22 protein-coding genes and 4 tRNA genes are annotated in these 25254 nt (G+C 67.6%); 15 read left to right on the plus strand and 11 right to left on the minus strand.

The annotated features are described in order from the left end of the window. Nucleotides 1-94: 94 nt before the first annotated feature. The 8 genes from ACFQ9R_RS12420 to ACFQ9R_RS12455 all read left to right on the plus strand — a co-directional run bounded on the left by ACFQ9R_RS12420 (nucleotide 95) and on the right by ACFQ9R_RS12455 (nucleotide 9798). Complete coding sequence (locus ACFQ9R_RS12420; protein ID WP_378990548.1) at nucleotides 95-754, plus strand: TetR/AcrR family transcriptional regulator; 660 nt, start codon at nucleotides 95-97, stop codon at nucleotides 752-754. Next, complete coding sequence (locus ACFQ9R_RS12425; RefSeq protein ID WP_378990550.1) at nucleotides 751-3984, plus strand: carboxyl transferase domain-containing protein; 3234 nt, start codon at nucleotides 751-753, stop codon at nucleotides 3982-3984. Before ACFQ9R_RS12420 ends, ACFQ9R_RS12425 begins: the two co-directional genes overlap by 4 nt. Before the next feature lie 194 nt (nucleotides 3985-4178). Beyond that, nucleotides 4179-5000: an SDR family oxidoreductase gene (locus tag ACFQ9R_RS12430; RefSeq protein ID WP_378990551.1), complete on the plus strand. Its 822-nt coding sequence runs from the start codon at nucleotides 4179-4181 to the stop codon at nucleotides 4998-5000. A gap of 15 nt (nucleotides 5001-5015) precedes the next feature. After that, complete coding sequence (locus tag ACFQ9R_RS12435) at nucleotides 5016-6230, plus strand: acyl-CoA dehydrogenase family protein (RefSeq protein WP_378990552.1); 1215 nt, start codon at nucleotides 5016-5018, stop codon at nucleotides 6228-6230. 1 nt (nucleotide 6231) lies between these two features. Then, the gene (locus ACFQ9R_RS12440) at nucleotides 6232-7014 is read left to right on the plus strand and encodes an SDR family oxidoreductase (protein WP_378990553.1); all 783 of its coding nucleotides are present in this window, start codon (nucleotides 6232-6234) and stop codon (nucleotides 7012-7014) included. Continuing rightward, nucleotides 7007-8044: a phosphotransferase family protein gene (locus tag ACFQ9R_RS12445; protein WP_378990554.1), complete on the plus strand. Its 1038-nt coding sequence runs from the start codon at nucleotides 7007-7009 to the stop codon at nucleotides 8042-8044. Before ACFQ9R_RS12440 ends, ACFQ9R_RS12445 begins: the two co-directional genes overlap by 8 nt. 70 nt (nucleotides 8045-8114) lie before the next feature. Then, nucleotides 8115-9101, plus strand: coding sequence for an NADPH:quinone oxidoreductase family protein (locus ACFQ9R_RS12450; RefSeq protein WP_378990555.1), 987 nt, complete (start codon nucleotides 8115-8117; stop codon nucleotides 9099-9101). A 7-nt stretch (nucleotides 9102-9108) separates the two neighbouring features. Beyond that, on the plus strand, nucleotides 9109-9798 hold the full coding sequence (locus tag ACFQ9R_RS12455; protein ID WP_378990556.1) for a TetR/AcrR family transcriptional regulator: 690 nt from the start codon (nucleotides 9109-9111) through the stop codon (nucleotides 9796-9798). A 58-nt stretch (nucleotides 9799-9856) separates the two neighbouring features. On the opposite strand, the gene ACFQ9R_RS12460 is transcribed toward ACFQ9R_RS12455, so the two are convergent. The 4 genes from ACFQ9R_RS12460 to ACFQ9R_RS12475 form a co-directional block, all read right to left on the minus strand. Beyond that, nucleotides 9857-9930, minus strand: a tRNA-Phe gene (locus ACFQ9R_RS12460). Nucleotides 9931-9960: 30 nt separating this feature from the next. Next, nucleotides 9961-10034, minus strand: a tRNA-Asp gene (locus tag ACFQ9R_RS12465). 38 nt (nucleotides 10035-10072) lie between these two features. Beyond that, nucleotides 10073-10145: transfer RNA gene (locus ACFQ9R_RS12470), tRNA-Glu, on the minus strand. Between the two features lie 91 nt (nucleotides 10146-10236). Next, nucleotides 10237-10908, minus strand: a complete 672-nt coding sequence (locus ACFQ9R_RS12475; RefSeq protein ID WP_378990557.1) for a TetR family transcriptional regulator — start codon at nucleotides 10906-10908, stop codon at nucleotides 10237-10239. Nucleotides 10909-11640: 732 nt separating this feature from the next. On the opposite strand from ACFQ9R_RS12475, the gene ACFQ9R_RS12480 reads away from it, so the two are divergent. The 3 genes from ACFQ9R_RS12480 to ACFQ9R_RS12490 all read left to right on the plus strand — a co-directional run bounded on the left by ACFQ9R_RS12480 (nucleotide 11641) and on the right by ACFQ9R_RS12490 (nucleotide 13637). After that, a tRNA-Lys gene (locus ACFQ9R_RS12480) sits at nucleotides 11641-11716 on the plus strand. 137 nt (nucleotides 11717-11853) lie between these two features. Then, nucleotides 11854-12450 (plus strand): DUF937 domain-containing protein, encoded by a 597-nt coding sequence (locus tag ACFQ9R_RS12485; RefSeq protein WP_378990559.1) that lies wholly within the window; start codon nucleotides 11854-11856, stop codon nucleotides 12448-12450. A 230-nt stretch (nucleotides 12451-12680) separates the two neighbouring features. Continuing rightward, nucleotides 12681-13637 (plus strand): acyl-ACP desaturase, encoded by a 957-nt coding sequence (locus ACFQ9R_RS12490; RefSeq protein WP_378990561.1) that lies wholly within the window; start codon nucleotides 12681-12683, stop codon nucleotides 13635-13637. Between the two features lie 62 nt (nucleotides 13638-13699). Here the strand turns inward: ACFQ9R_RS12490 and ACFQ9R_RS12495 are convergent, their stop codons facing one another. Then, nucleotides 13700-14269 (minus strand): hypothetical protein, encoded by a 570-nt coding sequence (locus ACFQ9R_RS12495; protein ID WP_378990562.1) that lies wholly within the window; start codon nucleotides 14267-14269, stop codon nucleotides 13700-13702. 204 nt (nucleotides 14270-14473) lie between these two features. Here ACFQ9R_RS12495 and dusB point away from each other — a divergent pair, with 204 nt between their 5' ends. From dusB to ACFQ9R_RS12515, 4 genes are all read left to right on the plus strand, one after another. Then, nucleotides 14474-15628 (plus strand): tRNA dihydrouridine synthase DusB, encoded by a 1155-nt coding sequence (dusB, locus tag ACFQ9R_RS12500; protein WP_378658002.1) that lies wholly within the window; start codon nucleotides 14474-14476, stop codon nucleotides 15626-15628. A 246-nt stretch (nucleotides 15629-15874) separates the two neighbouring features. Beyond that, nucleotides 15875-17962, plus strand: a complete 2088-nt coding sequence (locus ACFQ9R_RS12505; RefSeq protein WP_378990563.1) for an LCP family protein — start codon at nucleotides 15875-15877, stop codon at nucleotides 17960-17962. Between the two features lie 91 nt (nucleotides 17963-18053). After that, nucleotides 18054-18719, plus strand: coding sequence for a phosphate signaling complex protein PhoU (gene phoU / locus ACFQ9R_RS12510; protein ID WP_378658005.1), 666 nt, complete (start codon nucleotides 18054-18056; stop codon nucleotides 18717-18719). A gap of 185 nt (nucleotides 18720-18904) precedes the next feature. Continuing rightward, on the plus strand, nucleotides 18905-19102 hold the full coding sequence (locus ACFQ9R_RS12515; RefSeq protein WP_378990564.1) for a hypothetical protein: 198 nt from the start codon (nucleotides 18905-18907) through the stop codon (nucleotides 19100-19102). A gap of 99 nt (nucleotides 19103-19201) precedes the next feature. Here the strand turns inward: ACFQ9R_RS12515 and pstB are convergent, their stop codons facing one another. The 6 genes from pstB to ACFQ9R_RS12545 all read right to left on the minus strand — a co-directional run bounded on the left by pstB (nucleotide 19202) and on the right by ACFQ9R_RS12545 (nucleotide 25072). Next, complete coding sequence (gene pstB / locus ACFQ9R_RS12520; RefSeq protein ID WP_056818713.1) at nucleotides 19202-19978, minus strand: phosphate ABC transporter ATP-binding protein PstB; 777 nt, start codon at nucleotides 19976-19978, stop codon at nucleotides 19202-19204. A gap of 19 nt (nucleotides 19979-19997) precedes the next feature. Further along, nucleotides 19998-20903, minus strand: coding sequence for a phosphate ABC transporter permease PstA (gene pstA, locus ACFQ9R_RS12525; RefSeq protein ID WP_378990565.1), 906 nt, complete (start codon nucleotides 20901-20903; stop codon nucleotides 19998-20000). Continuing rightward, on the minus strand, nucleotides 20903-21874 hold the full coding sequence (pstC, locus tag ACFQ9R_RS12530; RefSeq protein WP_378990566.1) for a phosphate ABC transporter permease subunit PstC: 972 nt from the start codon (nucleotides 21872-21874) through the stop codon (nucleotides 20903-20905). The genes pstA and pstC overlap by 1 nt, the downstream gene beginning before the upstream one ends. A gap of 91 nt (nucleotides 21875-21965) precedes the next feature. Continuing rightward, nucleotides 21966-23081, minus strand: a complete 1116-nt coding sequence (pstS, locus tag ACFQ9R_RS12535; protein WP_378990567.1) for a phosphate ABC transporter substrate-binding protein PstS — start codon at nucleotides 23079-23081, stop codon at nucleotides 21966-21968. A gap of 296 nt (nucleotides 23082-23377) precedes the next feature. Beyond that, nucleotides 23378-24286, minus strand: a complete 909-nt coding sequence (gene mshD, locus ACFQ9R_RS12540) for a mycothiol synthase (protein WP_378990569.1) — start codon at nucleotides 24284-24286, stop codon at nucleotides 23378-23380. A 21-nt stretch (nucleotides 24287-24307) separates the two neighbouring features. Next, nucleotides 24308-25072, minus strand: a complete 765-nt coding sequence (locus tag ACFQ9R_RS12545; RefSeq protein ID WP_101464573.1) for a response regulator transcription factor — start codon at nucleotides 25070-25072, stop codon at nucleotides 24308-24310. Nucleotides 25073-25254: the final 182 nt, after the last annotated feature.

Raw genomic sequence — 25254 nt, forward strand, 5'->3', positions numbered from 1 at the left:
ATATTACCCGGTGGGCATCGGTTTCGGTAACCGAACAGGTCAGGCGGTGGATCGGGCGTTGACATTGACGTCAACGTCAACAACACTTGTGGCGGTGACCACCAGCGAGGCGCAGGAGCGGGCCAGGTCGGCGCGCAAGGACAGCGCCGGTCCGCGCCGGGGCGAGTTGCTGGATGCGGCAGCGCGGTGTTTCGCCGAGTGCGGGTACGACCAGACCTCGGTGGAGACGATCACCACGCGGGCGCGAGTCTCCCGGGCGACGTTCTACGCGTATTTCTCGTCCAAGGACGAGGTGTTCGGGGCGATCACCGAGCGAGTGTGCGCGCAGTTCCTGGCCGCGCAACTCGTGGTGGACGTCGAGGTCACCGCGCCCGCCGAGGTCATCGGTGCCACCACGCGAGCGTTCGCGCAAGCCGTGTTCGCCAACGGCGCGCTGGTGGCGCTGATCGAGCACCGGGCGGGGACCGATCCCGCGATCGGCGCGCAGTGGTCGCAGGTGCGCACTCGTCTGCGCAAGCGATTCACCGCGTTTCTCGAACGCACCGAGGTCCGCGGCGGGATCGATCCGTGCGCCCCGCCGTCGCGGATCGTCGAGACTCTCGCCGACGCACTGCTGATCGGCGCCTCCCGGCTCGCCGGAGCCGACCGCGACCGGCGCGAACAGTTCATCACCGACCACATCGCCATCGCCGAACGACTGATCGGCTTCACCGGCCCGACCCGCGCCACCACCGAATCCGAGGACATCCCGTGAAGCTGCTCATCGCCAACCGCGGCGAGATCGCCCTGCGCGTCCTGCGCACCGCCGCCGAACTCGGCATCGACACCGTGGCGGTGTACGCCGAGGACGACGCCGACAATCCCGATGTGCACGCGGCGGGCGAGGCGATCCGGTTGGCGGGCACCGGCGCGACGGCCTACCTCGACCACGCCGCGATCCTCGCCGCCGCCAAGGAATCCGGCGCCGACTACTTGCATCCCGGCTACGGATTCCTCAGCGAGAACGCCGAATTCGCCCGCGCGTGCGCGGCCGACGGCGTCACGTTCGTCGGCCCCGATCCCTCGGCGCTCGACCTGTTCGGCGACAAGTCCTCGGCCCGCGCGACCGCCGTGGCCGCCGGCGTCCCCGTCTTGCCCGCGACCGAGGGACCGACCACCGTCGAACAGGTTCACGCGTTCTTCGGCACGCGCCCCGGCGCGATCATGATCAAGGCGCTGGCCGGTGGCGGCGGCCGTGGCATGCGGGTGGTGCGGAGCGCGCAGGAGATCGACGACGCGTACCGGCAGTGCGCCGCGGAAGCGCGGCTCGGTTTCGGCGATCCGGCGGTCTTCGCCGAGACACTGTTCGAGAACGCCCGGCACATCGAAGTGCAGATCGTCGCCACCGGCGGCACAGCGCTGGCACTGGGCGATCGCGATTGCAGTGTGCAGCGCAGGCACCAGAAACTACTCGAAATCGCGCCCGCGCAGGGACTTTCGGACACCCGGCGCAGAGAACTCCACGCGGCGGCGGCCCGGCTGTGTGCCCACGTCGGCTATCGCGGGCTGGCCACCGTCGAATTCCTGGTCTCCGACGCCGAATTCGTGTTCCTCGAGGTGAATCCGCGAATCCAAGTGGAGCACACCGTGACCGAGGAGGTCACCGGCGTGGATCTGGTCGCCGTGCAGCTGGCGATCGCCCAGGGCACGCCCTTCGACGAACTGGGGTTGCCGAGCGGAATCGTCTCCACTGGAACAGGATCCATCGGCGAACCGGCCGCCGCCGACGGTATCGCGATCCAGGCGAGGGTCAACATGGAAACGATGACGGCCGACGGTTCGGCGGTGCCGGCCGCGGGCACCCTGATCACCTTCGCACCGCCGACCGGCCCCGGCGTGCGGGTCGACACCTTCGGTCGCGCCGGGCTGACTCCGAGCCCGCGCTACGACTCGCTCCTGGCCAAGGTGATCACCCGCACCCGCGGACAGTCCTTCCCCGCCGCCGCCCGCAAGGCCGCGACCGCACTCGCCGAGTTCACCGTGACCGGCATCGGCACGAACATCTCGTTCCTGCGAGAGATCCTCGCCGACAGCACCTTCCAGTCGGGGCTCGCCACCACCAGCTTTCTCACCGAGCGGCTGATCGAACTCGTCTCGGCGGCACAAACCAGTCAGCCCGAGGCCACGGTCACCGCGGTCGAGCTGTATCCAGGGCAGGAGGCCGTGCGCGCTCAGCTCGCGGGCACGGTGGTCGAGGTGGCCGACGAGGGTGTCGACGTCGGCGCGGGCGGTCAGCTCGCCGTGCTCGAGGCGATGAAGATGCAGCATGTGGCCAGCGCGCCCGATGCCGCCAGGATCGTCCGGGTGCTGGTCCGCCCCGGCCAGGTCGTCGCGCCGGGCGATCCGCTGGTCATCATCACCCGCACCGGCGCGGACGAATCCGGCGGCGCGCACACCGAGCTGGATCCCGACCGCGTTCGCGCCGATGTCGACGAGATCCGCGCCAGGCACCTCGTGACGCTGGACGAGTCCCGCCCGGCGGCCGTGGCCAAACGGCACCGGCTCGGTCGCCGCACCGCCAGGGAGAACATCGCCGACCTGGTCGACGAGGGCAGCTTCGTCGAATACGGCGCACTCGCGCTCGCCGCACAACGCAGCAGACGCGCCGAAGCGGACCTGATCGCCAACACCCCCGCCGACGGCCTGGTCACCGGCTTGGCGACCATCGGCGCCGACCGCTTCGACAACGCCGAGGTGGTGGTGGTCTCCTACGACTACACCGTGCTCGCCGGCACCCAGGGCAAGAACAACCACGCCAAGACCGACCGCGCCTTCGAACTCGCCGAACGCAAGCGGATTCCGGTGGTGCTGTTCGCCGAGGGCGGCGGCGGCAGGCCGGGCGACACCGACGGGACCGGCATGGGCCTGGACGTGACGACCTTCCGCGCGCTCGGCGCGCTACGCGGCAAGGTGCCGCTGGTGACGATCGTGTCGGGCCGCTGCTTCGCGGGCAACGCCGCCCTGGCCGGTGTCTGCGACGTGATCATCGCGACGCCGGACGCCAATATCGGCATGGGCGGACCGGCGATGATCGAGGGCGGCGGGCTCGGCGCCTGCCGCCCCGAGGACATCGGTCCGATCGAGGTGCAGCGACGCAACGGTGTCGTCGACCTGGTCGCCCGCGACGAGGCGCACGCGGTGGCACTGGCCAAGCAGTACCTCGGCTACTTCCAGGGCCGGGTCGAAGAATTCGAGGCACCGGATCCGCGGCTGGCCCGGCACGTGGTGCCGGAGAACCGGTTGCGCGCCTACGACATCCACCGCGCCATCGACGCGATCGTCGACGTGGGCTCGGCCCTCGAGCTGCGGGCGGACTACGGGGTCGGCGTCGTCACCGCGCTGGTGCGGGTACACGGCGAACCGTTCGGCTTGATCGCCAACAGCAGCCACCACCTGGGCGGTGCGATCGATGCCGAGGCCGCCGACAAGATGGGCGAGTTCCTCACGCTGTGCCAATCGTTCGGCCTGCCGGTCGTCTCCCTGTGTGACACACCGGGTTTCATGGTCGGACCGGAGGCGGAGAAGACCGCGACGGTGCGCCGGTTCAGCAAGCTGTTCGTGCTCGGCGCGCAACTGAGCGTGCCGTTCGGCACCATCATCCTGCGCAAGGGGTACGGGCTCGGCGCGATGGCGATGGCGGCGGGCCACTTCCACGCGCCGCGGTTCACCGTCGCCTGGCCCACCGGCGAGATCGGGCCCATGGGGCTGGAGGGCGCCGTTCGCCTCGGCTTCAGCAAAGAGCTCGCCGCCGTGACGGATCCGGACGAGCGCGAGACGCTGTTCCAGCAATTGCTCGCCATGGGCTACCAGGCGGGCAAGGCGCTCACCGCTGCCACGGGTTTCGAGCTCGACGATGTGATCGACCCCGCCGACACCCGCACCTGGATCGCCACCCTCGCCGACAGCCGGGCGCGCGGAGGGTCGTGCGGCAGCTCGGCCACTTGATACCACCTTCGCTCCCCGTGTGATTTACGGCATATTTCCAGCCGGTCGCACCGCGCACGCGTCCAGACTTGAAGTTGACGTCAACTTTCAATAGATTCAGACCTGCGGATCACCGAGCAGCCATCGCTGATCGAACCCGGCCGGCGAGCAGGTCTGCGAACCCAGCCGGTACGGAACGAACGGAAGGAATTCTCGTGAGAGTTGCCGACAAAGTGGCCATCGTGACCGGTGGCGGCGCGGGCATCGGCGCCGCGCTGGCCGCCGCACTCGCCGCGGCGGGCGCGAAGGTGGTGGTGGCCGACCTCGACGAGCCCGCCGCGCTGGCGGTGTCGGAGCAGATCAACGCCGATCACCCCGGCACTACCGTCGGAGTCGGCGCCGACGCCGCCGTCACCGAGGAGATCCGCGGTCTGATCGCGGTGGCGCAGCAGCACTTCGGGCCCGTCGATCTGTACTTCGCCAATGCGGGCATCGTCGGCGCCGCCGGACTCGACGTCACCGACGACGAGTGGGACCGCTCGCTGGACGTGAACCTGCGCGCCCACATCCGTGCCGCTCGGCTACTGGTGCCCGAGTGGGTCGAACGCGGTGCGGGCTACTTCGTCAGCACCGCATCGGCCGCGGGACTACTCACCCAGATCGGTTCGGCCACCTACTCGGTGAGCAAGCACGCCGCGGTCGGATTCGCCGAGTGGCTCAGTGTCACCTACGGCGACCAGGGCGTGCGCGTCAGTTGCCTGTGCCCGATGGGCGTCAACACGAAACTGCTGTACGAGGGCCAGAATTCGGGCGAGGAGCTCGGCGCCACAGCGACCCGCGCCGTCGTCGCGGCGGGCGAGGTCCTCGAACCCGCCGACGTGGCCGACATCGTGCTCACGGCCGTCGACGCCGAGGACTTCCTGATCCTGCCGCATCCACAGGTGCTGGACATGTACCGCCACAAAGGCGCCGACTACGACCGCTGGCTGCGCGGCATGCGCCGCTACCAGTCGTCGCTGCTGGCCGAAACCCACTGAGCGAGAGACAAAGCCATGTCACTGTTCGATCTGAGCGATCGCGCGAAGAAGTATTCCGAAGACCTGCTCGACTTCATGGACGCGCACGTCTACCCGGCTGAGGCCGTCTACGAGGCGCAGATGCGCGAATCCGGCGACCCCCATTTCCAGCCGCCCGTCCTCGAAGAGCTCAAAGCCGAGGCCAAACGGCGCGGCCTGTGGAACCTCTTCCACCCGCACCCCGGGCGCGGACCCGGCCTCACCAACCTCGAGTACGCGCCGCTGGCCGAGATCATGGGCCGCAGCCACCTCGCCGCCGAGGCCTGCAACTGCAACGCCCCCGACACCGGCAACATGGAAGTGCTCGAGCTGTTCGGCACCGAGGAGCACAAAGAGAAGTACCTGAAGCCACTGCTCGACGGCACCATGGCGTCGGCGTTCGCGATGACCGAACCGCGGGTGGCCAGCTCCGACGCCACCAATATCGAACTGTCGATGGTGCGCGACGGCGACGACTACCTGCTCAACGGCCGAAAGTGGTTCGCCACCAACGCCTTGCACAAGAACTGTCGTGTGATGATCGTGATGGGCAAGACCGATCCCACCGCGGCGCCGCACCGTCAGCAGACCATGATGGTGGTCCCGATCGACGCACCGGGCGTCACGATCCTGCGCGGGCTGCCGGTCTTCGGCTACCAGGAACGCGAAGGCCACGCCGAGATCGACTTCGCCGACGTGCGCGTGCCCGCCACCGACGTGCTCAAAGGCGAGGGCGAGGGTTTCGCGATCAGCCAGGCCCGGCTCGGACCCGGCCGCATCCACCACTGCATGCGCAGCATCGGGATGGCCGAACGCGCGCTGGAGATGATGTGCAAGCGCGCGCAGGCGCGGGTCACCTTCGGCGCGCCCATCGCCGACAACGCCAACATCGGGGACTGGATCGCCGAGTCGCGCATCGAGATCGAGATGATCCGGCTGCTCACGCTCAAGGCCGCGCATCTGATGGACACCGTCGGCAACAAGGCCGCGCGCACCGAGATCGCCGCCATCAAGGTGGCCGCGCCGAACATCGCGCTGAAGGTCGTCGACCGGGCCATTCAGGTACACGGCGCCGGCGGTGTCACCGACGACTTCCCGCTCGCCGCCGCCTGGGCGCACCTGCGCACCCTGCGGCTCGCCGACGGCCCCGACGAAGTGCACAAGCGTGCCATCGCACGGCAGGAACTGCGCAAGTACAAGGAGAGCAACTGATATGACCGGACTGGATCTCACCGGCCGCACCGCCATCGTCACCGGCGCCTCCCGCGGCATCGGACTGGCGATCGCCCAGTCGCTGGCCACCGCGGGCGCTAACGTCGTGCTGACCGCGCGCACACAGGAATCCGCGGACGCGGCCGCGGCCCAGATCGTCGGCACCGCGATCGGGGTCGGCGCGCACGTCGTCGACGAAGACGCCGCACGGCGCTGCGTCGAGCTGACCGTCGAGCGGTTCGGCAGCGTCGACATCCTGGTCAACAACGCGGGCACCAACCCGGCGTTCGGCCCGACGATCGACCAGGATCACGCCCGCTTCGCGAAGATCTTCGACGTGAATCTGTGGGCTCCCGTGCTGTGGACGCAGCTGGTCACCCGCGCGTGGATGGGCGAGCACGGCGGCGCCGTGGTCAACACCACCTCGATCGGCGGCCTGAGTCTCGAGCCCAACATCGGGCTGTACAACGCGTCCAAGGCGGCGCTGATCCACCTGACCAAGCAGTTGGCGATGGAACTGTCGCCGAAGGTGCGCGTCAACGCGATCGCGCCGGGCGTGGTGCGGACCAAGCTGGCCGAAGCGCTGTGGCAGGAGCAGGAGCGCGAGCTCTCGGCCTCGACCGCACTGGACCGGATCGGCGAGCCCGACGACGTCGCCGCCGCGGTGGCCTTCCTGGTCTCCGACGCGGCGAGCTGGATCACCGGCGAAACCATGGTGATCGACGGCGGCCAGCGGCTCGGCGACGTCGCCCCGTTCCGGAGCGGAGCCTCGGTCGGTGCCTGACGCGCACGAGGTGGTCGGCGTCGACCCGGTCGCCATCGGAAGATGGTTCGCCGCGGTCGGCGTCGAGCACACCGCGCCACTGCGTTTCGACCGGATCGGCCTCGGCCAATCGAACCTGACCTATCTGGTGCGCGACGACGCGGACCGCCGGTGGGTGCTGCGCAGGCCGCCGCTGGGGCACCTGCTCGCCTCCGCGCACGATGTGGTGCGCGAGGCCAGGATCATGGCGGCGCTCGAATCCACCGATGTCCCGGCGCCGCGGATTCTCGGTGTCGTCGACGATCCGGCGGTGTCGGAGGTACCGATGGTGCTGATGGAATTCGTCGACGGGCAGGTGGTCGACACCATGGAGATCGTGGAATCGCTGACCCCACAGCGTCGTCGGGCCATCGCCGAATCGCTTCCGCGCACGCTGGCGAAGATCCACGCCGTCGACCTGGCCGCCGTCGGCCTCGCCGATCTGGCGAGTCACCGGCCCTACGCTGTCCGCCAGCTCAAACGGTGGGGCGGGCAATGGGAGCAATCCAAGACCCGGGAGTTGCCGGAGCTCGACGAGCTCACCCGCAGGCTCACCGCCGACATCCCGGAGCAGCGGGAGGTGACCCTCGTGCACGGCGACTTCCACCTGCGCAACGTGATCACCGCGCACGACACCGGCGAAGTCGTGGCCGCGCTGGACTGGGAACTGTCCACCCTCGGCGACCCGCTGGCCGACATGGGCAGCCTGCTCGCCTACTGGACGGAACCGGGCGAGAACACCGGCGGCGACTTTCCCGCGTCGGCACTGCCCGGTTTCCCGAACCGCGCGCAGATGTCGGCGGCCTACCTCGCGCTGACCGGCCGCGACCCGGCCGCCCTGCGCTACTGGCACGCCTTCGGGCTGTGGAAGCTCGCCGTCATCGCCGAGGGCGTGCTGCGCCGAGCGCGGGACACGCCGCAGAACAGGGCCGCCGCGGGCACCCCGACCGTCGAACGCATCGACGCGATCGTGCACAAGGCACTCGATCTCACCGAACACATCCAGACATGACTCGCACCGCAACCGAGACCGCCGCCGGCCAGGTCACTACCTCGCCGGCGGACCGAAGGACTGATCGACGATGAAAGCATGGCAGGTAACCGAACTCGGCGAACCGCGGAAAGTACTGCAGTTCAACGACATCGACGATCCGGTGGCCGGACCGGGGCAGGTGCTGGTGCGTGTCCTCGCGGCGCCGGCCAACTTCCCCGACGTGCTGCTGTGTCGTGGGCAGTACCAGGTCAAGCCGCCGCTGCCGTTCACGCCCGGCGTCGAACTGTGCGGTGAGGTGGTGGCGGTCGGCGACGGCGCCGATTTCGCGGTCGGTGACCGGATCGTCGGCACCACGAACCTGCCCGGTGGCGCGTTCGCCGAGCTGGCCGTGCTCGATGCCGACAGCGCGTTTCCCGCACCGGACTCCCTCGACGACGCCGAGGCCGCCGCACTGGTCATCGGCTATCAGACGAGTTGGTTCGCCCTGCACCGGCGCACTCGGGTGCAACCCGGCGAGACGCTGTTGGTGCACGCCGCCGCCGGTGGCGTGGGCAGTTCCGCCGTGCAGCTGGGCAAAGCGGCGGGCGCGCGGGTGATCGGTGTCGTCGGCGGCCCGGAGAAGGCCGACTACTGCCGCCGCCTCGGCGCCGATCTCGTGATCGACCGGCGCACAGAGGATTTCGTGCCGATCGTCAAAGAGTTCACCGGCGGCCGTGGCGCCGACGTGATCTACGACCCGGTCGGCGGCGACGCCTACGCCAAGTCCACCAAATGCATCGCCTTCGAAGGTCGCATCCTGGTGATCGGCTTCGCGGGCGGCACGATCCCCCAGCCCGCGCTCAATCACGCGCTGATCAAGAACTATTCGATCATCGGCCTGCACTGGGGGCTCTACAAGCAGTACAACCAGCAGGCGATCGCCGACTGCCACACCGAGCTGTCGCGGCTGGCCGCGGCGGGTGAGGTGAGACCACTGATCAGCGAACGCCTTTCGCTCGGCGACGTCCCCGACGGCCTCGGCCGCCTCGGCGACGGCGACACCGTCGGCAGGCTCGTGTTCCACCCCCGGCTATAAATAGGGCATGGAACGACGTGCGGAGACCGCAGGCGACAGCGCGCCACCCTCGATGGCGCGCACCTCGCTGCTGCGCGAGCTGCCCGCCACGCCGCGCGGGCTGCGCACCAGGACAGCGCTGATCGACGCGGGACGGAAGGTGTTCGAGCGCACGGGGTATCTCGATACCCGGCTCGTGGACATCACCCAGGAGGCCAAATGCTCCTCGGGCACCTTCTACACCTATTTCGCCGGCAAAGAGGAGATCTTCGCGGCGATCCTGGAGCACGCCCAGGAAGACATGATGCATCCCGGGATGGAGCACGTGACGGGTGACGACGATCCCGTGTCGATCATCGAGGCCAGCAATCTGGCGTACTTCGAGGCCTACAAGCGCAACGCGAAGTTGATGGGGCTGCTCGAACAGGTCGCCAACATCGATCCCGAGTTCAGCAAGCTCCGCCAGGAACGGGCCGACGCGTTCATCCGCCGCAACGCCCGCAGCATCGCCGATCTCCAGCGGCGCGGTCTCGCCGATCCCGAGCTGGATCCGATGCTGTCCTCACGGGCGCTGTCGGGGATGGTCAGCAGGCTGGCCTTCAACTATTTCGTCACCGGCGACGGTCTCCTCGACGGCAAGCCGCTCCCGATCGAGGAGCTCGTCTACACGGTGACCCGGCTCTGGGCGAACGCGCTGCGGATGCCGCTGAAGAACTGACCGGCGCGGTCGAACGAAAAAATCCCCTCACCGAGTTGTCTGGTGAGGGGATCGAAGGTGGCCAGAGCCGGGATCGAACCGGCGACCTACCGCTTTTCAGGCGGTCGCTCGTACCAACTGAGCTACCTGGCCGGAAGTACCGGATTGCTCTGGTACTACGTGCGACCCTGACGGGACTCGAACCCGCGACCTCCGCCGTGACAGGGCGGCGCGCTAACCAACTGCGCTACAGGGCCATGCTTCTGCAGTACTGCTAGACACAGTCCGAAGACTGTACCCCCTACGGGATTCGAACCCGCGCTACCGCCTTGAAAGGGCGGCGTCCTAGGCCGCTAGACGAAGGGGGCTCGTTCCGAATCTCTCCGGGGCGGCTTCAACGTTTCCGTTGGGAGCTCGCATAGCTTATGACAGGTGTGCGCAGAGTTCCAAATCGCCTGGTCAGGCGCCCAAACCGAGGTCATCCAGGCGTGCCTGCTCGCGCCAGCCCTCGGTGCGGAAGTTCTGGATCCACAGCGGGGTGGCCATCGCCTCCACGATAACCTCCAGCACCTCGGCGAAGCGGGCGCGCAGGTCGGCGGCGGAACCGTTGGAGATCGGGTCGACCAGATAGCGCTGGCCCGCCAGCGCCGCGGACAGGGTCCGGGTGAAGCGGTCGGGGTCGGCGTCGGCGCGCAGGTGACCGTCGTCGATGGCGCGCACCGCGAGCACGCGGGTGGCGCGGCCGACGATCCGTCCGCCGCCGTTGCCGTTGTCGCGATGGAAGTCGGGTTCGATCACGAGGCGGTACTCGGCTTGCACGATGGTGTCGTGTTCCAGGCGAAGGGCGATCTCGTCGACCATGCCGTGCAGCACGTCGAGCGGACCGAGGTCGGCGCGTGCGAGCCAGCGCTCCGCGCAGATCCGGTACCGCTCGACCGCGGTATCGAGCACCGCGCGCGCCAGGTCTTCCTTGGAGTCGAAGTGGAAGTACATCGCCCCCTTGGTGGCGCGCGAACCTTCCAGAATGCGGTTGAGCGATGCCGCGGCATATCCGCTCTTCCCGAACTCGACGGCCGCGGACTTGATTATCGCCGCGCGTGTCCGGCGCGCCCGCTCTTGCTGCCGTGCCATGCTCGAAACGCCTCCGAACCTTCTCGACGCCGACGGTCGAATACAGACCGTTGGTGCGAATTGTGGTTTTAATTCAAACTTTCGGTATGAAAGACTCGCGGTGCCTCGCACAGCGGCCCCGCCACCAGTGAGAACCGCCTCCTCCTGCGGTAACGACTACCCCTTTGCCGGGAGTTCGCGCACCCATCGCGATCACCTCGGCCTGCGATCCGCCGGTGAATTCCCGAAACGCCACACCCTGCACCGGAGCCACGGAAAACGCGGTACCGGTGATTGTTTCGAAATTCACCAGGCGATCACCGTACCCGCATTCGCGAGTCGACACGCGGCGATTGGAGTACCCATCCGAACATCCGATCCGGTTATCCAAACCAGCAAACGGAGCGCAACCGGAATGGTTACTTCGGGTACGAATTCCATAGGCGCGCAGCCCGGTTGACCACTGCGCCGGCACCGCCGACGTTCGCCGAACGGTCGCGAGACCGGCGCCCACCTTGGACCTCTCCATCGCTGCTGCACCCCTGCTTGTCGAAAGATGTTGCGATACAACAGTATTCGATGACCATACGCAACTCGTAACGCGAACACCGCTGGGGCACCGGGTGTTTACCGGAAATCGTCGCGCACGTCCACGTCGTTACCGGCCGCCACCAGCGGCGATCAGCCGCCCGCGACTCGACCCGGGGGGACTGTTCGGTCCTTCGGCACAGCGTCCGCTAGACTCCGCTGCGCGCCCCTTTAGCTCAGTTGGTAGAGCTGGTGACTTTTAATCACTAGGTCGTAGGTTCGAGTCCTACAGGGGGCACCACGACTACTACCGTGACCATCGTCACGTGGCGACGCGCCAACCACAGACGCCGCCGAAACCAGGGGTTCGGTGCGCGGATTCACCTACCCTGAGCGCGACCCGGACTCCCGGGCGCCCACGACCTCAGGCGGAGTGAGATGACTTCCTTCGACGATTTGCTCTCCCAAGTACCCATCGCCCAGATCGCCGACCAGCTCGGCGTCGACCAGGCGACCGCCACCACGGCCGTGCAGGCCGCGCTGCCGACGCTGCTCGGCGGCCTCCAGGCCAACGCCGCCCAGCCACAAGGCGCGGCCTCACTGCTCGGCGCGCTCGACAACCACGGCGGCCTCGTCGACGGCGAAGGCGCGGTGGATCTGCAGCAGGTGGACGTCGGCGACGGCGAGAAGATCGTCGACAACGTCTTCGGTGACGAGAAGAACACCGTCATCAGCGCGCTCGGCGCGGGCGGCGGCACCGGCGGCAACGACCTGATCGGCAAGCTGCTGCCGATTCTCGCCCCGATCGTGCTCGCCTACGTGGCCAAACAGCTCACCGGCGGTGGCGGCGCCGCGGCTCCGGCACCGCAGCAGACGCAGGCCTCCGGCGGCGGTCTCGGTGATCTGCTGGGCGGCCTGCTCGGCGGCAGCAGCAACACCGGCGGGCTCGGCGGCATGATCGGCGACGCCCTGTCGAAGAACGCGGGAGGTGCGCTGGGCAGCGTGCTCGGCGGACTGCTCGGCGGCAAGCGCTGAGATGTTCATCTACCTGTAGTTAACGTCGCGAGGCCCGCAGCGATAGTCCCTATGCTGCGGGCCGAGCACCTAGACTCGTCAGCACGACCATCGGATCTACTGACGAGTTGTGGCGTTGCTCAACATCGTCGGAAAACCGCTCTGTTGCGTTTCGCATCACACCTACGGTGCCGTAAGGTATGGCCGCATCGCGACGTTCGACCGCAAGCACGACAGCGAAGGGTTTTTACATGGCAAGGGATCTGACTCAACTCGAACTGCTCACGGAGTTGGAGCCGGTTGCCGAGGAAAACGTCAACCGGCACATGTCGCTGGCCAAGGAGTGGCACCCCCACGACTATGTCCCGTGGGACGAGGGCCGCAACTTCGCCGCCATGGGCGGCATCGACTGGGATCCTGAGCAGTCCAAGCTCAGCGAGGTCGCCAAGGCGGCCATGATCACCAATCTGCTCACCGAGGACAATCTGCCGTCCTACCACCGTGAGATCGCCGAGAACTTCTCCCAGGACGGCGCCTGGGGCACCTGGGTGGGTCGCTGGACCGCCGAGGAGAACCGGCACGGCATCGTGATGCGCGATTACCTGGTTGTCACCCGCGGCGTGGACCCGGTCGCCCTCGAAGAGGCGCGGATGATCCACATGACCAACGGCTTCGCCTCCCCCACCGAGGTCGACGCGGGCTTCCTGCACTCGGTCGCCTACGTGACCTTCCAGGAACTGGCCACCCGCGTGAGCCACCGCAACACCGGCAAGGTCTGTGACGACCCGATCGCCGACCGCATGCTGCAGCGCGTCGCCGCCGACGAGAACCTGCACATGATCTTCTACCGCAACCTCTGCGGCGCGGCGATGGACCTGAGCCCCGACCAGACCATCGAGGCCATCTCGATGATCGTCGAGAACTTCCAGATGCCCGGCGCGGGCATGCCGAACTTCCGTCGCAACGGCGTGCTGATGGCCAAGCACGGCATCTACGACCTGCGCCAGCACCTCGAAGAGGTCGTGCAGCCGGTGCTCAAGAAGTGGAACGTCTTCGACCGCACCGACTTCACCGCGCGTGGCGAGGCCACCCGTGAGCGGCTGGCAGGTTTCCTGGAGAAGCTGGGCCAGGACGTGCTGAAGTTCGAGGAGCAGCGCGACAAGATGCTCGCTCGCGAAGCCAAGCGCCGCGAAATGGTGAGCGTCTAACACCTTCCTACGAAAAGCGCCGCCCACCTCGATCGAAGGTGGGCGGCGCTTTTGTGTGGGGACTACTTCATCGGGAGGGCGCCGTCGGCGCTGCCGACGTCGGTGATCTTCCAGTCCTGGCCCGCGTCGACGGTGATGTTGTAGGTGACCGTGTTGCGCAGGCCGTCGGGGTTCTGCGCGTTGGTGGTGCTCACGTCCACGAACGCCGCGACCTTGTAGACCTCGCCCTCGTGCGAGAGCACCTTGGCGGTGATCGGCGTGGCGGTGGAGGTCCACTTCAGCGGGATGATGATCTGCTCGAGCTTCGCGCCGGTGGCGTCGAACTTCTTCGACAGCTCGGGTGAGGTTCCGGCCTTCAGCTTGGCGACCCAGGCGTTGACGTCCTGGTAGTTCAGGGTCGCCGAGCCGACGGAGTAGTCGAGGGCGATCTGTTCGGCCTTCGCGTCGTCGGCGGCCTGGTCCTTCATGTCGGAGATCTCGGAACGGGCCGAGCCGAGCAGCACGCCGAGCACCAGCGCGAGAATCGCGAGGACGGCGATCACGGCACCGCCCACCAGCGACGAGACGCGCACGGCGACCGTGCCCTTGTCGGGCGTGGCAGGGGTTTTCGTCAGGTCGGTGGCGTCTTCCATGGGGGTCTTCTCCGATTACGTGGGGACAGCGCACCGCCGGAGGCGACGATGCCAGCAGAGTAAGGCTACTGACGTCGCGGACCTGTTCCGGACACCGCGTAGCAGGTAAACGGTGTCATCTCGGTCGCAGTGGCGGCGATGACCCGCGGATAAGCATCAGGACGCGAGATCGATCACATCGGGGCGGATGAGACAATCGTGTGCGTGACTACCACGCTGCCCCAGGCGCCCACCGCGCTGCGGATCGGGCCCTACCCGGTCGATCCGCCGGTTGTGCTCGCGCCGATGGCGGGCATCACCAACCGTGCCTTCCGCAGACTGTGCCGGGAGTTCGGTAGCGCGACCTCGATCTACGTGTGCGAGATGATCACCGCCCGCGCAGTGGTCGAGCGCAACGAGAAGACGCTGCACATGATGTCGTTCGACGCCGACGAACATCCGCGCTCGATGCAGCTCTACGGGGTGGATCCCAAGACGCTCGGCGAGGCCGTGCGGATCATCGTCGGCGAGGGCTGGGCCGACCACATCGACCTCAACCTGGGCTGCCCCGTTCGCAAGGTGACCAAGCTCGGCGGCGGTTCGGCGCTGCCGTACAAGCGCAGGCTCTTCGCCAATATCGTCCGTGAGATGGTGGCCGCGGCCGAACCGGCCGGTGTTCCGGTGACCTTCAAGTTCCGCATCGGCATCGACGACGACCACCACACCTATCTCGACACCGGCCGCATCGCCGAGGCCGAGGGCGCCGCCGCCGTGGCGCTGCACGCGCGCACCGCGGCCCAGCTCTACTCGGGCGCGGCCGACTGGTCGGCCATCGCCCGGCTCAAGGAAGCCGTCACCTCCATCCCGGTCCTCGGCAACGGCGACATCTTCACCGCCGACGACGCCCTGCGGATGATGGACGAGACCGGCTGCGACGGCGTGGTCGTCGGCCGCGGCTGCCTCGGCCGGCCGTGGCTGTTCGCCGAACTCAGCGCGGCCCTGCGCGGCGAACCGATCCCGGAGGGGCCGACGCTCGGCCGCGTCGGAGAGATCCTGGTGCGCCACGCCACCCTGCTCACCGAGCACGACGGTGAGGACAAGGCCATGCGCGATATCCGCAAGCACATGGCCTGGTACCTGATGGGTTTCCCGGTCGGCTCGCAGCTGCGGCGCAGCTTCGCCACCGTGTCGAAGCTGTCGCAGATCGAGGACCTGGTCGGGCAGCTCGACCCGGCCGTGCCGTTCCCCACCGACGCGCTCGGACCGCGCGGACGGCAGGGTTCGCCGCAGACCAAGGTGGTACTTCCAGAGGGTTGGCTCGACGATCCGGAGGACGACACCGTCCCGGCCGCGGCCGATGTGATGCACAGCGGCGGCTGACCAGCCACCGATAACGGGTCGACATCAATTCGTAAGCCGCTGCGGTTTCCTCCGATCACACCGTCTCGAGCAGGGCTTTTCGTCGGCGATTCGAGCTTCGTCATCACATCGTCAGCGATTCCCGTGTGCACTGGAGTGGCCACTCGTGGCGGAATCGTTATCATTGCGGGATCGTTCGACTCTGGTTCGAATCGGAGCCGGGCGGTGACGCGCAGGCTGCGCCAGATAGAGAAGTGAGGTTCGTTGGTGGGTGACGATCGGCGCGGGCGTACGCCCCGGCCCGGAAATCGCGCCCCCTGGGAGCGATACCCGACGGCTGAACCCACCGAGCAACCGGAAAACGGCTCGCGACGTTCGCGTCACGCCGACGCGACGCAGGACGCCGGTTCCGCACCGCTGACGGTGGCCGACCTGGTGAACCGGGTCGACAGCGAACGCACCAGGCGCGGCAGACGCGTTCCGCCCGCGGAGAGCGCCGAGCCCGCCTCGCGCGCGGGCCGCCGCGCCCGCGAACAGGCACCGCGCCCCACCCCACGTCCCGACATCGCCCCCCGCACCGACGGCTCCCCCGTCGTCGACGACATCGCGGGCACCCCACCCCATCGCGCCGAATCCCCCGCCGACCGCACCGCGACCACCGCGCTGCCCGCCCAGTCGAAGGAGCCGGTCCGCACCGCCGTCCCGGCACGGCGGGTGGGCGGTCCGGTCGATCCGCCCACCGACATCCTGCCCACGGTGAACCCCGCCGCCGAGCCCGAGCGCGCCCGGCCGGTCAAAACCGCGTCCGCGGCACCGCCACGTCGTCCGGACGGCCGTGCGGGCACAGGAGAGCGCCGGAACAAGCAGGCACGGATGGCAGGGCGCGTCACGCTCACCTTCGTCGCGGTGCTCACGCTGGTGATCACCGGCGGCGGCTGGAGCTACCTCCAAGCCACCAACAGCAGCTTCACCCAGGTCGACGCACTCGGCGGCGGCGCCACCGGCGACGTGCTCGACGGTGATATGCAGCTCGGCGACGAGAACTACCTCATCGTCGGCACCGACACCAGAGCGGGCGTCAACGCCGACATGGGCGCGGGCTCCGCCGCCGACACCGAGGGCGCCCGCGCCGACACGGCGATGCTGGTGCACATCCCGAAGAACCGCTCGCGCGTGGTGGTCGTGTCGTTCCCGCGCGACCTGGACGTCTCCCGTCCGGTGTGCTCGGAATGGGACAACGACACGGCCACCTATACTGACCAGAAACTCCCGTCGGCCATGAGCGACAAGCTCAACGCCGTCTACGCCCGCGGCGGGCCCAAGTGCCTGGTCGACGTGATTCGCAAGATGTCAGGCCTGACCATCGGCCACTTCATCGGCATCGACTTCGCCGGTTTCGAGGCCATGGTCGACCAGATCGGTGGCGTCGAGGTGTGCTCGACCAAGCCGATCATCGACGGCGTCCTGGGTCCGGTGCTCGAGACCTCGGGCAAGCAGCGGGTCAACGGCGAGACCGCACTCAACTACGTGCGCGCCAGGCACGTGGTCGGTGAGGAACGCAGCGACTACGACCGGATCAACCGCCAGCAACGCTTCCTCGCGTCGCTGTTACGTGGGGCGCTATCGAGCAAGGTGCTCTTCGATCCAGGCAAGCTCAACGGGTTCATCCAGGCCTTCACCGCCCACACCTTCGTCGACAAGGTGACACCGCAGGACCTCCTGCTGCTCGGCCGTTCCCTGCAGAAGATGGACGCGGGCGCGGTGACGTTCCTGACCATCCCCACGGCGGGCACCACCTCCTACGGCAACGAGATTCCGCGCGAATCCGACATCAAGGCCATCTTCCGCGCCGTCATCGACGACCAGCCGCTGCCGGGTGAGACCAAGGCACCTGAGGTGCAGAGTTCGGCGCCGTCGCCGGCCCCGGCCGCGCCCAAGCAGTACGCGGTGGCCCCGAGCACGATGTCGCTGCTGGTGTCCAACGGTTCGGGCACGGTGGGCGCGGCCAAGACGGTCGCCTCCAAGCTCAGCTACCAGGGCTTCGGGATCTACAACACCGGCAACTACTCCGGCGGTACCGCGACGACCTCGACGATCCGCTACGCCGCGGGTCTGGAAGCCGAGGCCGCCACCGTGGCGAGCGCGATCCCCGGCGCGGTCCTGGAGCAGGCCAACGAGCTGGGCAGCATCATCGAAGTAGTGGTCGGCACCGATTTCGCGGGCACGGTCCGCACGGCGACACCGGTCGGCACGGAACTGCCGACGGTGCCGATGGGGCAGCCGCACAGCGCGGCCCCGGTCGCGCTGCCCTCCGACCTCGAGCACATGAACGCCGCCGACGACACGTGCAAGTAGGGCACAGCCGCTGACCTGCCACGACACTGCCATGTGGCATTAACCCGGCGTTGGGTGACAGGGATCCGGGTACCCACTAGGGTCTGCAATCATGCGTGTCATCTACAACGAGCAAATGGCCGACCTCGCCAACCTCCTCGGCGAGATGGCCGGTCTCGCTGGCCAGGCCATGGAACAGGCCACCCAATCACTGCTGCAGGCCGACCTGGGTCTGGCCGAGCAGGTCATCGGTGAGCAGGATCGGATCTCGGTGATGATCACCGAGGCCGAGGAGAAGGCCTTCGCGCTGCTCGCACTGCAGGCCCCCGTCGCGGGCGACCTGCGCCAGGTCGTCAGCGCGATCCAGATCGTGGGCGACGTCAACCGGATGGGCGCGCTCGCGCTGCACGTCGCCAAGGTGACCCGCCGCCGCCACCCCGCCCACGCCCTGCCCGAGTCGGTCAACGGCTACTTCGCCGAGATGGGCCGCATCGCGGTCAACATGGGCGCGGGCGCCAAAGAGGTACTCGAGTCCCGCGACCCCGAGCGCGCCGCCCAGCTCAACCAGGACGACGAAGCGATGGACGACCTCCACCGCCACCTGTTCACCCTCCTGATGGACCGCGACTGGAAGTACGGCGTAGCCGCCGCGGTGGACGTCACCCTGCTGGGCCGCTATTACGAGCGCTTCGCCGACCACGCCGTGGAGATCGGCCGTCGCGTGATCTTCCTGGTAACGGGTGTCCTGCCCGGCGACGAGGACCTCGAAACCAGCTGAGAATCAGGAGTCGGCCCCCGCTCACCGCGGGGGCTTTCTTCTTGGCCGGATTCTGTTGCTGCCCTGAGCATTTCGATGGTCGACAGCCATTGTTTCCGCCAACACAGTTCGGTAGCCTACGTAACAAGGGGGGTTCGAACAGCGCAACCTCTGTGGGGATCTACTGAAATGAAAGAGGTTTCGCAATGGCAAAACGATTGCTCTCCGGTGCATTGGTCGGCGCCGCCACGATCTTGACCGCGGTGTTGCTCGCCCCGCAAGCTGCGGCTGCGCCGACAGCGCCGTGCGATGCGTATCACGTCGGCGACGTTCAGTATGAGGGCGCGACGAAGTGGCTGTGCTATTCATACGGCCAGGGCTCGTACGGATGGATCATCGCCTGATATCGCCGGCGGCTGTACAGCAGCGCTAGGTTCCGTGCCGCTGTAACGAGAAAGCCCCGCACTCCTTTCAGAAGGAGTGCGGGGCTTTTCCCTGTGCTCTTACCCGAAGCGGCCGGAGATGTAGTCCTCCGTGGCGCGCTGGGTGGGGTTGGAGAAGATCTTCTCGGTGTCGTCGATCTCGATCAGGCGACCGGGCTTGCCCTGGGCTTCGAGGTTGAAGAAACCGGTCTGGTCACTCACCCGCGCGGCCTGCTGCATGTTGTGGGTGACGATGACGATCGTGAACTCTTTCTTGAGTTCGGTGATCAGGTCCTCGATCGCCAGGGTGGAGATCGGGTCCAGCGCCGAACACGGCTCGTCCATCAGCAACACATCGGGCGAGACCGCGATGGCGCGGGCGATGCACAGACGCTGCTGCTGACCACCGGAGAGGCTGCCGCCGGGCTTGTCGAGCCGGTCCTTGACCTCGTTCCAGAGGTTGGCGCCCTTGAGCGAGCGCTCGGCGACCTCGTCGAGCTCCTTCTTGTTGCGCACGCCCTGCAGCTTGAGCCCGGCCACCACGTTGTCGCGAATCGACATGGTGGGGAACGGGTTCGGGCGCTGGAACACCATGCCGATGGTGCGCCGCACGCCGACCGGGTCGATCGAGGAGCTGTAGATGTCCTCGCCGTCGAGCAGCACGGCACCTTCGACGCGGGCGTTCGGGGTCACCTCGTGCATGCGGTTGAGCGAGCGCAGCACGGTGGACTTGCCACAGCCGGAGGGACCGATGAAGGCGGTGACGCTGCGCGGCAGCACGGTCAGTTCCACATTCGCCACGGCGTGGAAGCTGCCGTAATAGATGTTGAGATCTTTGACGTCGATCCGCTTGGCCATCTGAGTATTCCGTTCGCTTCTATCGGTTCCGGGTGAGCAGCTTGTTGACGCCGGCGGCAGCCAGGTACAGCACCGCGATCATCAGGATCAGCGTGAGTGCCGCACCCCAAACACGTTCGCGGCCCGCGGCCTCCGGGTTGGCCAGCTCTTGGTAGATCAACAGCGGCAGCGAGGCCATGTTGCCGTCGAAGATGTTCTGGTTGATCGACTTCGAGTATCCGACCAGCACGAGCACCGGTGCGGTCTCGCCCATCACGCGAGCGAGCGAGAGCAGGATGCCGCTGATCATGCCGGGAGCCGCGGTGGGAACGACGATCCGCAGGATGGTCTTCCACTTCGGCACGCCGAGCGCGTAGGACGCCTCGCGCAGCTCATCGGGGACGAGCTTCAACATCTCCTCGGTGCTGCGCACGACCACCGGCAGCATCAGCAACACCAGCGCCAGCGAGACGGCGAAGGAACTCTGCGGCATGCCGAAGGTGGCGATCCACAGCGCGAAGATGAACAGCGCGGCGACGATCGAGGGCACACCGGCCAGGATGTCGACCATGAAGGTGGTGACCTTGGCGAGCCGGCCGCGACCGTATTCGACCAGGTAGACCGCGGCCATGATGCCGAGCGGTACCGCGATGACAGAGGCGACCGCCGCCTGCACGATGGTGCCGTAGATAGCGTGGTAGACACCGCCACCGGTCTGGTCGGGCAGGATGCCCTTCTGCGAGTTGAACCACCAGTCCGACGAGATGATCGCGGTGAAGCCCTTGCTCACCACCAGTCCGAGCACCCACACCAGCGGGATCAGAGCGATGACGAAGCAGAGCGTGACCAGGCCGGTCGCGATGTTGTTCTTGATCCGCCTGCCGGTACTGACGTGCCGGAAGGTGGGCGCCTTGAGCGGCTTGTCGAGGGTCGTCGTGGTGGTCATCAGCCGTTCACCTTTCCGCCGGAAGCCAGGCGGGCCAGCGCGTTGACGATGAAGGTCAGCGCGAAGAGAACGAAGCCGGCGGCGATGTAGGCGCCGGTGGGCAGCGGTGAACTGAACTCCGAGGCCGCCGAGGCGATCTTGGAGGCGAAGGTGTAGCCGCCGTCGAACAGCGACCAGCTACCCGCGTTGCTCGCGGTACGCAGCACGACGAGCACTGCGATCGTCTCACCGAGTGCACGGCCGAGACCGAGCATGGAGCCCGCGATCACACCGCTGCGGCCGTAGGGCAGCACGGTCATCCGCACGACCTCCCACTTGGTGGCGCCGAGTGCCTGCGCGGCTTCGATGTGGGCGCGCGGGGTGAGTGCGAACACTTCGCGAGCCACCGAGGTGATGATCGGCAGGATCATCACGGCGAGCACGACACCGGCGGTGAAGATGGTGCCGCCGCCCGCGATCGAGACGTTGCCGTCGGAGAACAGGAACAACCAGCTCAGGTTCTTGTTGAGGAATTCCTGCACCGGCGCGATCTGCGGCGCCAGCACGAGGAAGCCCCACAGACCGAACACGATGGACGGCACCGCGGCGAGCAGGTCGATCAGCATCGTGAACGGCCTGCCCAGCCGCGACGGCGCGTAGTGCGTCAGGAACAGCGCGATACCGACACCGATCGGCACCGCGACGATGAGCGCGAACACCGAGCTCAGCACCGTGACCATGAACAGGTCGCGGATACCGAAGCGCAGGTTGTTCGCGTCACCGGTCGAGAATTCGGTACTGGTGAAGAAGTTGACCTCGTCAGCCCTGATCGAGGGGACCGCGCGGATCAGCAGGAACAGCGCGATCAACGCGATGGCCGCGACGATCGTCGCGCCGGCCGCGGTGGCCGTCCACCGGAAGATCGTCTCGGCGTTCAGGCGGCCGGTACGACCCCCGTCAGGGGCCTTGTCGATTTTCGGTTCGGTCGGCATATTCGCAGTATCTCCGGCCGCCCGTGGGCTCGTCGAATTCGACGAGCCCACTGCGGTCACCTCGGGGTGCATGGTCATGGCCAGGAAGCGATCAGGAGATGGCGTTGATCGCGGTGGTCAGCTTGGTCTTGAACGCGTCGGGCAGCGGCACGTAGCCCGCCTCGGTCAGACCGGTCTGGCCGTTGGTGACGGCCGAGGTCAGGAAGGCCTTGACGGCCTTGCTGGTCTCGGCGTCGGCGTACTTGGAGCACACGATCTCGTAGGTGGCCATGACGATCGGGTACGAGCCGGCGGCGGTCGGCTTGTAGAACGAGCTGGTGTCGAGGACGAGGTCGTTGCCCTCACCCTTGATCTTCACGCCGTCGATGGCCTTGGCGGCCGACTCGGCCGACAGCTTGACCGGGTCCTTGCTCGCGGAGGTGATGATCTGCGAGATGGACAGGTTCTGCGCCTTGGCGAAGGACCACTCGTTGTAGGTGATCGAGTTCTTGGTGTTCTTGATGGCGGCCGAGGTGCCCTCGTTGCCCTTGGCGCCTTCACCGACGCCACCGTTGAAGGTCTTGCCGCCGCCCTTGCCCCACGCGCCGTCGGAGGCCGCGTCGAGGTAGAGCTGGAAGTTGTCGGTGGTGCCCGACTCGTCGGAGCGGAAGATCACGGCGATCTTCTCCGAGGGGAGCTTGGCGTTGGGGTTGAGCGCCTTGATCTCGGGGGCATCCCAGGTGGCGACGGAGCCGTTGAACACCTTGGCGGCGGTCGGGCCGTCGAGCACCAGGTCGGTGACGCCGTCGACGTTGTAGGTGATGGCGATCGGGCCGAAGACTGTCGGCAGGTTCCACGCGGGGGCGCCACAACGCTCCGCGGCCTTGGCCGGCTCTTCCTTCTTGGAGCTCAGCGCCGAGTCGGAGCCACCGAAATCGGTCTGGGCGCCGAGGAACTCGTTGACGCCGGCGCCCGAGCCACTCGAGGTGTAGTTCAGGGTGTAGCCGTCGCAGTTGTTCTCGTAGGCCGCGACGAAACGCTCCATGGCGTTCTTCTGCGAGGAGGCACCGGACGCCTTGAGCGCCTTCTTGCCACCACAGGCAACGCTGGTGTTGGCGGCATTGCTGGCATCGCCACCGGTGGCGTTGTCGTCACTGCCACAGGCCGCCAGGGTCATGGCGCCCACGGCGAAGACGCCGACCAGGGCACTGGTGCGCTTGAAGTTCACTTTTCCTCCGACAATGCTGGGTGTCTCACTCGGTCCCTCACCGGCCCGAGCGAGGCTGGCCGGTGCTCGCTATCCCCGAGGAATGCGCGCACCAGGCGACGACTGTGCCGCCCAGAAGTAACCTAAGGTCGTCCGGTTGACAGTTGGCCCGATGTGGGTTAACGGAGAATGAACAGCCCGGCGCGATCAATGCCGCGAATGTGACGTTAGCCCCAGTTTTACTCGCGCTTACCCGGTCATCCGCGCAATATTCTCCTCGCGCACCAGAATTCACCTCGAATGTGAGGTGACTCGCATCAGGGCAGGGAGTACGCGACGTCGATGTGGGCGGGCGCGAAACCGAGCTTGGTGTAGGTGTTCACGGCGGCGGTGTTGTCGGCTTCGGTGTAGAGCAGGACTTCCGTGGAGCCGGCCGCGCGCAGGTGTCGCAGACCGGCCAGGGTGAGCAGTCTGCCCAGGCCACGCCCCTGCGCGGACGGGTCGACCCCGACCACGTACACCTCACCGGCGGGAGCGGCGTCGGGATGCTGTTTGGTCCAGTGGAAACCGAGCAGGCGGTCCGGGTCGGCGACGTCGAACGCCAGAAACAGACCGGCCGGTTCGAACCACGATTCCGCGCGGCGAGCGGCGATGTCACGCTCGGTCCAGCCGCCCTGCTCGGGATGCCAGGCGAAAGCCGCGTTGTTCACCCGCAGGATCTCGAGGTCGTCGACGGGGCCCGCGTAGGTGCGGAGGACGAGGTCTTCCGGAAGCTCGAGTTCCGGTAGCTCCGGGGTTGCCAGCGAGCGGCGCATCTGCCACAGCTCGCGAGCCGTGACCAACCCGAGGCCGGTCGCCAGTACCTTGGCGGCGGGTAGGTCACCGTGCGCCCACACCCTGGTGCCCGTGCCACCCTCGGCCAGTGCGGCACGGACCAGGTCCGTGCCGATACCGGCGCCACGGGCGGCGGGGTCGACGGCGACCTCGGCCATCGCGGGGTGATCGTCATGTGCCGCAACGAGATTCGCGTAACCCACCAATTCGCCCCCGCGTAGCGCCAGCACGTGCCGGGTCGACGGATCGGCTTCGGCGAGCGACAGCACCGCCTGCTCCGAGACCGGAGCGACACCGTCGAGGTCGGCCGCGCGTTCGAGCAGGGCCCGCACCGTGTTCGCGGTACCGGGCTCGATCTGAGCAGCCCAGGTCAAGGTTGCTGTATCCGGCATCGCCATCCTCCTGGTGCGCTGCTACTGCGCGGTGCCGTTGAGCGGGGCGAAGGAGTCGTCGCCGTCGATGTCCTCGTCGACGAAGGTCACCGCGGGCTCACCCTTGGCTGTGGCCGTCCGTGCCGGGCGCACCGCCTTGTAACCGACGTTGCGCACGGTCCCGATCAGCGACTCGTACTCGGTGCCGAGCTTGGCGCGCAGACGCCGCACGTGCACGTCGACGGTGCGGGTGCCACCGAAGAAGTCGTAGCCCCAGACCTCCTGCAGCAGCTGGGCGCGGGTGAACACCCGGCCCGCGTGCTGCGCGAGGTACTTGAGCAGCTCGAATTCCTTGTAGGTGAGGTCGAGCGGGCGGCCACGCAGGCGCGCGGTGTAGGTGCCCTCATCGATCACCAGCTCACCCAGGGTGATCTTGCCGGTGTTCTCCGGGCTGGCCACTCCACCGTTGCGGCCGACCAGCAGCCGCAGGCGCGCGTCGAGCTCGGCGGGGCCGGTCCCGGGCAGCAGGATGTCGTCCAGGCCCCAGTCCGCGTTGACGGCCACCAAGCCGCCCTCGGTCAGGACCGCGACCACCGGAACAGAAGACCCCGTGCTGCCCAGCAGTCGGCACAGACCGCGCGCGGCGGCCAGGTCGGTTCTGGCGTCGACCAGCGCGACATCGGCGCTACTCGCCTCCAGCAAGGACGACACCTCGGTCGGCGCGGGCCGGACGTTGTGCGCCAAGAGCGTCAACGACGGCAGGACCGCGTCGGGGTTGGGGTCGGAGGTCAGTAGGAGCAGCTCCATGGGGCTCTCCTCCTATCTCGTTGCTCCGCGGACGACAGCAGCCGCGTAGCTACGTCGCCGAAACACAGGTTAAGTCGTGTGCAACATTAGCGCCTCTACAGCCACTACCTCGCAACACGGCGTCCGTTTTGTGTTCTTCGCCCTCGCCTCGGAGGGACCAGGGGCCCGCGACCCGCGACGCC

Source organism: Nocardia sp. NPDC056541 (genome assembly GCF_042794235.1).
In the GTDB taxonomy this organism is placed as follows: Bacteria; Actinomycetota; Actinomycetes; order Mycobacteriales; family Mycobacteriaceae; genus Nocardia.